Origin of the sequence: Actibacterium sp. (assembly GCF_041584535.1) — a bacterium.
Taxonomy (GTDB): Bacteria; Pseudomonadota; Alphaproteobacteria; order Rhodobacterales; family Rhodobacteraceae; genus Actibacterium_D.
Map to the genome: position 1 here is coordinate 1 of NZ_JBFHDW010000203.1, position 4,930 is coordinate 4,930.

6 protein-coding genes and 1 tRNA gene are annotated in these 4,930 nt (G+C 64.2%); 2 read left to right on the forward strand and 5 right to left on the reverse strand.

Annotation, left to right across the window (positions count from 1 at the left end):
* Nucleotides 1–80: 80 nt before the first annotated feature.
* The gene (locus ABYW26_RS10435) at nucleotides 81–509 is read right to left on the reverse strand and encodes a SufE family protein (protein ID WP_372604781.1); all 429 of its coding nucleotides are present in this window, start codon (nucleotides 507–509) and stop codon (nucleotides 81–83) included.
* 125 nt (nucleotides 510–634) lie between these two features.
* Between ABYW26_RS10435 and ABYW26_RS10440 the strand changes: the two genes are divergently transcribed.
* On the forward strand, nucleotides 635–1,102 hold the full coding sequence (locus tag ABYW26_RS10440) for a hypothetical protein (RefSeq protein ID WP_372604782.1): 468 nt from the start codon (nucleotides 635–637) through the stop codon (nucleotides 1,100–1,102).
* A 4-nt stretch (nucleotides 1,103–1,106) separates the two neighbouring features.
* Here the strand turns inward: ABYW26_RS10440 and rnd are convergent, their stop codons facing one another.
* The 3 genes from rnd to purM form a co-directional block, all read right to left on the reverse strand.
* Nucleotides 1,107–2,258 carry a ribonuclease D gene (rnd, locus tag ABYW26_RS10445; RefSeq protein ID WP_372604783.1) on the reverse strand — a complete coding sequence of 384 codons (1,152 nt, stop codon included), beginning with the start codon at nucleotides 2,256–2,258 and terminating at the stop codon, nucleotides 1,107–1,109.
* Between the two features lie 83 nt (nucleotides 2,259–2,341).
* A complete protein-coding gene (gene purN, locus ABYW26_RS10450; RefSeq protein ID WP_372604784.1) occupies nucleotides 2,342–2,932 on the reverse strand; it encodes a phosphoribosylglycinamide formyltransferase in 591 nt (196 codons plus the stop codon).
* On the reverse strand, nucleotides 2,929–3,975 hold the full coding sequence (purM, locus tag ABYW26_RS10455) for a phosphoribosylformylglycinamidine cyclo-ligase (protein WP_372604785.1): 1,047 nt from the start codon (nucleotides 3,973–3,975) through the stop codon (nucleotides 2,929–2,931). Before purM ends, purN begins: the two co-directional genes overlap by 4 nt.
* 114 nt (nucleotides 3,976–4,089) lie before the next feature.
* On the opposite strand from purM, the gene ABYW26_RS10460 reads away from it, so the two are divergent.
* A tRNA-Ile gene (locus tag ABYW26_RS10460) sits at nucleotides 4,090–4,165 on the forward strand.
* A gap of 15 nt (nucleotides 4,166–4,180) precedes the next feature.
* On the opposite strand, the gene ABYW26_RS10465 is transcribed toward ABYW26_RS10460, so the two are convergent.
* Nucleotides 4,181–4,930, reverse strand: a 750-nt coding sequence (locus ABYW26_RS10465) for an ATP-binding protein (protein ID WP_372604786.1), incomplete at its 5' end; no start/stop codon positions are given.

Sequence of the window (4,930 nt, forward strand, 5' to 3'; positions counted from 1 at the left end):
CGCGATCTGGAAACCGGGCTGGCAACGGCGATCCGCCTATATGTTCTGGCCTATTACACCGCCAAGGCCGGGGCGCAGGATTAGGCGCGGGCGGCTTCGGCCGCCAGCTTGCGAATGCGCTCGACCATCGCGCGCAGACCGTTTGAGCGCTGCGCAGACAGGTGATCGTTCAGCCCCAGCCGCGCCAGTTCAGCCGGCGCATCGACCTGCCCGACCTCGGCCACGCTCAGCCCCGCATAAAGCGCATGCAGCACCGCGATCAGACCGCGCACGATCATCGCATCGCTTTCGCCCTGAAACTGAAACACCGCCGACGGGCCGCTACCCTGAACGTCGGGCAACAGCCAGACCTGACTGGCACAGCCTTCGACCTTGGTGGCAGGCACTTTGAACGCGTCATCCAGCGGCGGCATCGCTTTGCCCAGCTCGATCACATGCCGATACCGGTCTTCCCAATCGTCCAGAAAGTCGAACGTGTCTACAAGGTCTTCGAATGCTGCGCTGGCCATGGTCGCTGTCCTGAATTTTCCCCTTCGCTTACGATGAAGACCGACAAAGGTCCAGCCCGCGCCCCGAGACGGCTTTTCAACCGGCGCGGATTCGGCTAACCATCGGGGCAATGCGAGGGATCACGATGAAAACACCGCTGTTGGCCGCGCTTATGGCCGTGACTGTTCTGACCGCGTGCTCGTCTGTGCGCGAGTCCAAGATCAATCCGATGAACTGGTTCGGCAAAAGCAAGTCCGAGGAAACAGTGATCGTAATGCCCGAGAGCGGCATTCTGGACAACCGCCCGCTGGTCGATGACGTGCTGACCCTGAGGGTCGAGCGCACCCCCGGCGGCGCCATCATCACCGCGACCGGCCTGCCGCAGCGCCAAGGCTATTGGGCGGCCGATCTGGTGGCCGAATATGACGAAAAGCCGGTGAATGGCGTGCTGACCTATCAATTCCGCACCTATCCGCCCGCCGTGCCCTATCCGGCCGGCACGCAGCAGTCGCGCGAAATTACCGCGGCGGTGTTTGTCACCGATCAGACCCTGGACGGGGTGCGCAGCATCGTCGTCAAAGGCGCCACCAACCAGCGTAGCAGCCGCCGCTAAGCGATTACAGTTCGACGACGCGAACCGAACTGCCCTTGGCGGCCAGCGCCAGTTCGCCGTTGCACAGCCGCAGCGCGTCGTCGCCGAATACCTCGGCGCGCCAGCCTTTCAACGCCATGACATTGCGCTGCCCGGCGGCGATCAGATCCAGATCGGCCGAGGTGGCGATCAGCTTTTGCGCCACGCCCGAGTTTTCGGCCTTGGATTTCAGCAGCACCCGCAACAGATCGGCCAGCGCTGGATTGACCTGCAGCTTTTCATTCACCCGGTCCAGCTTGGGATGATCTTCGGGCTTCATCTCGGCGGCGATTTTCAGCGCCATAAGGATGCCGTCAGCGATTTCGCCCTTGCGGGCCTCGCGCAGCAACAGCCGCGAGCGCGACAGGTCCTGATGGTTCTGCGGCTTGGTCGAGGCCAGCTCAAGCAGCGCGTCATCCTTGAACACCCGGCTGCGCGGCACATTGCAGGACTGGGCATAGCCCTCGCGGAACCGCGCCAGTTCCTGAACCGCCGCCATGAATTTGCCGCTGGTGGTGCGGGTTTTCACCCGTTTCCATGCCTCGGACGGGCGGACGATATAGGTTTCAGGGTCGGTCAGAACTTCAAGTTCTTCCTCTACCCACTTGCTACGACCGCTTTTTTCCAGATCGGCGGCCAGATATTCATAAATGTCCCGCAGATGGGTAACATCGGCCAGCGCATAGGTTTTCTGCGCATCGGTCAGCGGGCGGCGCGACCAGTCGGTAAAGCGCGAGGTCTTGTCCAGCTGCGCCTTGGCGATCTTGCGGACCAGCGTTTCATAGCCGACCTGCTCGCCAAAGCCACAGACCATCGCCGCGACCTGCGTGTCGAACAGCGGATCGGGAAAGACGTTGCCTTCGACAAAGAAAATCTCAAGATCCTGCCGCGCGGCATGGAACACTTTCACCACGCTGGTGTCGCGGAACAATTCGTAAAGCGGCTCCATCGACAGGCCATCGGACAGCGGATCGACCAGCACCGCGTCGCCATCATCCGGCAGCGCCAATTGCACAAGGCACAGCTTGGCGTAATAGGTGCGCTCGCGCAGGAATTCGGTGTCGATGGTGACATAGGGGCCGGCATGGGCTGCGGCGCAGAATTCGGCAAGCTCTTGGGTGGTGGTCAGGGTGCGCATCAGAGATCGGTTTTCCTGGGCTAAGTCGGGCGGCAACGTTAAATTTCAGCCGGTTTATGCAATTCGGCCCGGAATGAAAAGGGTCAGGGCAAAACCACCATCGTGCGGTCGCCCTGAACGAACCGGCGCAGCACCGCCGGGTAAAGCTGATGTTCCATCGGCAGCACCCGCGCTGCCAGCGTGTCGGCGCTGTCATCGGCCAGAACCGGCACCCGCGCCTGTCCAAGGATCGGCCCGCCATCCAGTTCCGAGGTGACCTCGTGCACGCTGCACCCGGCTTCGGTATCACCGGCCTCAAGCGCGCGGGCGTGGGTGTGCAGCCCTTTGTATTTCGGCAGCAGCGACGGGTGAATGTTCAGCATCCGACCCGCGTAATGGGTGATGAATTTCGGGGTCAGGATGTGCATGAACCCGGCCATGGCGATGACATCGGGCTGATGCGCGTCGATCGCGGCGATCAGCGCGCCCTCGAACGCCTCGCGGTCCTTGCCATAGGGTTTGTGATCGACAACCGCGGTCGGAATCCCCATCGCCTGCGCCTTGGCCAGCCCACCGGCCGACGCGACATTTGACAGCACCAGACAGGGGCGCGCCGGGTGATCGCCCAACATGCTTTGCGCAAGGGCGACCATGTTCGAGCCGCCCCCTGAGATCAGGATGGCAACCCGCTTCACAGCAGGCGGCCCTCGTAAGCAACGCCATCGCCTGCGGTCACCGCGCCAAGGCGATAGACGGTCTCGCCCTCGGCGGCCAGCAGCGCGGTCAGATCATCCGCGCGGTCAGCGGCGACGACAACGATCATGCCGATGCCGCTGTTAAAGGTTTTCAGCAACTCGCTTTCGGCCATGCCGGCGGTCTCGGCCAGCCAGCGGAACACCGGCGGCAGATCCCATGCGCCAAGGTCGATGGTGGCACCCAGCCCTTCAGGCAACACGCGCGGCAGGTTCTCGGTCAGGCCGCCGCCGGTGATATGGGCCAGCGCATGCACGCCCCCTGCCCGCACCGCCGCCAGCGCCTGTTTGACATACAGCCGCGTCGGCGCCAGCAAAGCCTCGCCCAGCGTGCCTTCGGCAAACGGGCACTCGGCGTCCCAGCCAAGGCCGGTCAGCTCAACCACCTTGCGCACCAGCGAGTAGCCGTTGGAATGCACCCCGTCCGAGGCCAGTCCCAGCAGAACATCGCCCTCGGCCACGCCCGCCGGCAGATCGGCGCCGCGCTCCATCGCACCGACGGCAAAACCGGCCAGATCGAAATCGCCGTCGTGATACATGCCGGGCATTTCAGCGGTCTCGCCGCCGATCAGCGCACAACCGGACAGCTCGCAGCCTTTGGCGATGCCGTCGATCACCGCGGCGGCCTCGTCCAGCTTCAGCTTGCCGGTGGCAAAATAGTCGAGAAAGAACAGCGGCTCGGCGCCCTGACAGACCAGATCGTTGACGCACATCGCCACAAGGTCGATGCCAACGCCGCCGACAACGCCGGTATCAATCGCGATGCGCAGCTTGGTGCCGACCCCGTCGGTTGCGGCCACCAGAACCGGATCGACATAGCCCGCGCCCTTGAGATCAAACAGCGCGCCAAAGCCGCCCAGCCCCGACATCACCCCCGGCCGCGCCGTGCGTTTGGCTGCCGGTTTGATCCGGTCTACCAGCGCATTGCCAGCATCAATATCCACACCCGCATCCGCGTAGGTCAGCCCGTTCTTGCCGTTGGTCATGGTCGGTCCTCTGATCGTTTGCGATGCGATAGACGATTGGCCCGCAACTGTCCACGGGGGCGCGCGCGATACTTGACCTTAGGGCGTTGTCTGCTACTGATCTGGGCCTATGGCGGGCCTGTAGCTCAACGGTTAGAGCAGAGCGCTCATAACGCTTTGGTTGCAGGTTCGAATCCTGCCGGGCCTACCAACCCAACCGCCAGCCCTAGCGCGCCAGCACCAGTTCGGCCTTGAGCCCGCCCAGATCCTCGCTTTCGCCCAGCCGCAGAATGCCGCCGTGACTGCGCGCGATGTCCGAGGCAATCGCCAGCCCCAGCCCGACACCGGCGGAATTGTTCAGGTTCCGCGCCGCGTCAAGCCGGGTAAAGGGCTGCATCGCCGCCTCGCGGCGGTCGGGCGGGATGCCGGGGCCGTCGTCTTCGACGCTGATGCGGATCATCCGGTCGCTGGTGTCCAGACTGACCCGGCATTTGGTGCCATAGTTCAGCGCGTTGTTGATCAGGTTCTGCACCGCGCGTTCCACCGCCAGCGGGCGCAACAGCGCGGTTTCGCCCTTGGGCATCGGCGCCAGCGTCACCCGATGGGCAAAGCGGTCTGACCGCGCCACCAGCCCGGCCAGCAATGCCGCCGGATCGGTCGGTTCCGGCTCGCCCATCGAATCGGCGCGGGCAAAGTCCAGAAACGCGTCCAGCATCCGCTCCATATCCGCGACATCGCCCAGCATGGCGGCGGTGTCCTCGGTCTCGTCAGCCAATGACAGCGACAGCCTGAGCCGGGTCAGCGGCGTGCGCAGGTCATGGCTGACCCCGGACAGCATCAGGGTGCGCTGTTCGATCTGGCGCTCGATCCGGCTGCGCATGTCCAGAAAGGCATGGCCCGCGGCGCGAACCTCGTTGGCGCCCGAGGGTTTATAGGGCACCACCCGCCCCTTGCCGAACGCCGCCGCCGCATGGGC

Excerpts from the sequence above, each read along its gene's own strand:
- ABYW26_RS10440 (WP_372604782.1), top strand. The coding sequence starts at position 635 with ATGAAAACACCGCTGTTGGCCGCGCTTATGGCCGTGACTGTTCTGACC.
- rnd (WP_372604783.1), bottom strand. The coding sequence starts at position 2,258 with ATGCGCACCCTGACCACCACCCAAGAGCTTGCCGAATTCTGCGCCGCA.
- purM (WP_372604785.1), bottom strand. The coding sequence starts at position 3,975 with ATGACCAACGGCAAGAACGGGCTGACCTACGCGGATGCGGGTGTGGAT.
- ABYW26_RS10435 (WP_372604781.1), bottom strand. The coding sequence starts at position 509 with ATGGCCAGCGCAGCATTCGAAGACCTTGTAGACACGTTCGACTTTCTG.